Genomic DNA, 1,584 nt, shown 5'->3' with positions numbered 1-1,584 from the left:
CCCCGCGGCAATGCGCTCTAAACCCACTGAGCTCGCTCGACTTTAGCTGCGGTAGATCCCTAGAGATCTGCTCTGTGAGGATGAGCGCTTGCCCAAGGGATCCCCTGCCGCGGATCCCAGTGGACAGGGAGCCCAACGGCAGGCGCTCGCGTTAACTAAACTTTTTTTGGTGTCTCTTGTTCCTGACTATCATTGGAGGTTGGTCTCTGTGACCTCGACAACATTTGGTTCTGCAGTGGTGCAAGATCGCACCCAAGGCGGATTTGCCTGGTGGGCTGGGAATGCCCGCTTGATTAATCTCTCCGGTCGGCTTTTGGGCGCCCATGTGGCCCACGCTGGCCTGATCGTCTTCTGGGCGGGGGCGATGCTGCTGTTTGAGGTGGCTCACTTCACGCCGGATCGGCCTATGTATGAGCAGGGCCTGATCCTGATGCCCCACGTGGCCACTCTGGGCTGGGGGGTTGGCCCGGGGGGCGAGGTGATTGACACCTACCCCTACTTTGTCATCGGGGTGCTGCACCTGATCTCCAGCGCCGTGCTGGGGTTGGGGGGCATTTATCACGCCATTCGCGGCCCAGAAACTCTGGAGCAGTCTTTCCCCTTCTTCGGCTACGACTGGAAAGACAAGAACAAGATGACCACCATCCTGGGGATCCACCTGATCCTGTTGGGGTTGGGGGCTTTCCTATTGGTGGCCAAGGCCATGTGGTTTGGCGGTGTCTATGACACCTGGGCTCCAGGGGGTGGCGATGTGCGGGTAATTACCAACCCCACCTTGAACCCCGCCGTGATCTTCGGCTACCTGTTCAAATCTCCTTTTGGTGGGGAAGGCTGGATCATCAGCGTCGACAACATGGAGGATGTAATCGGCGGCCACATCTACATTGGCATCATCTGCATTGCCGGTGGGATTTGGCACATCCTCACCAAGCCCTTTGGTTGGGCTCGCCGCGCCTTTATCTGGTCTGGGGAGGCCTATCTCTCCTACAGCTTGGCGGCGGTTTCGCTGATGAGCTTCATTGCCACCTGCTACATCTGGTTCAACAACACCGTCTACCCCAGCGAGTTCTACGGCCCCACTGGCCCAGAAGCCTCGCAAGCGCAAGCCCTCACCTTCATCGTGCGCGACCAGCGCCTGGGGGCGAACATTGGCCAAGCCCAAGGTCCCACCGGTCTGGGTAAATACCTGATGCGCTCCCCCACGGGCGAGATCATCTTCGGCGGCGAGACGATGCGCTTCTGGGATGTGCGCGCTCCCTGGAAAGAGCCGCTGCTGGGCCCCAATGGGTTGGATCTGGATAAGCTGAAAAACGACATTCAGCCCTGGCAAGCCCGCCGTGCAGTGGAGTACATGACCCATGCGCCGCTGGGATCCCTGAACTCGGTGGGTGGTGTGGCTACTGAAATCAACACGGTGAACTTCACCAGCCCCCGCACCTGGTTGGCCGCTCACAACTTCATCTTCGGCTTCCTGTTCTTTGTCGGCCACCTGTGGCATGCCGGTCGCGCTCGCGCTGCCGCTGCTGGCTTTGAGAAAGGGATCAGCCGCGAGAACGAGCCGGTTTACCGGATGAAGCCGATCCG

1 protein-coding gene is annotated in these 1,584 nt (G+C 59.7%); it reads left to right on the top strand.

The features are described from left to right. Positions 1–208: 208 nt before the first annotated feature. Positions 209–1,584: photosystem II reaction center protein CP43 (psbC, locus tag NW819_RS09145; RefSeq protein WP_369791763.1), on the top strand; the 1,376-nt coding region annotated here is incomplete at its 3' end.

The sequence above is a fragment of the Synechococcus sp. R8-2 genome (genome assembly GCF_047461715.1).
Lineage (GTDB): Bacteria > Cyanobacteriota > Cyanobacteriia > Thermostichales > Thermostichaceae > Thermostichus.
This window is presented reverse-complemented; position numbering and strand designations above follow the sequence as displayed.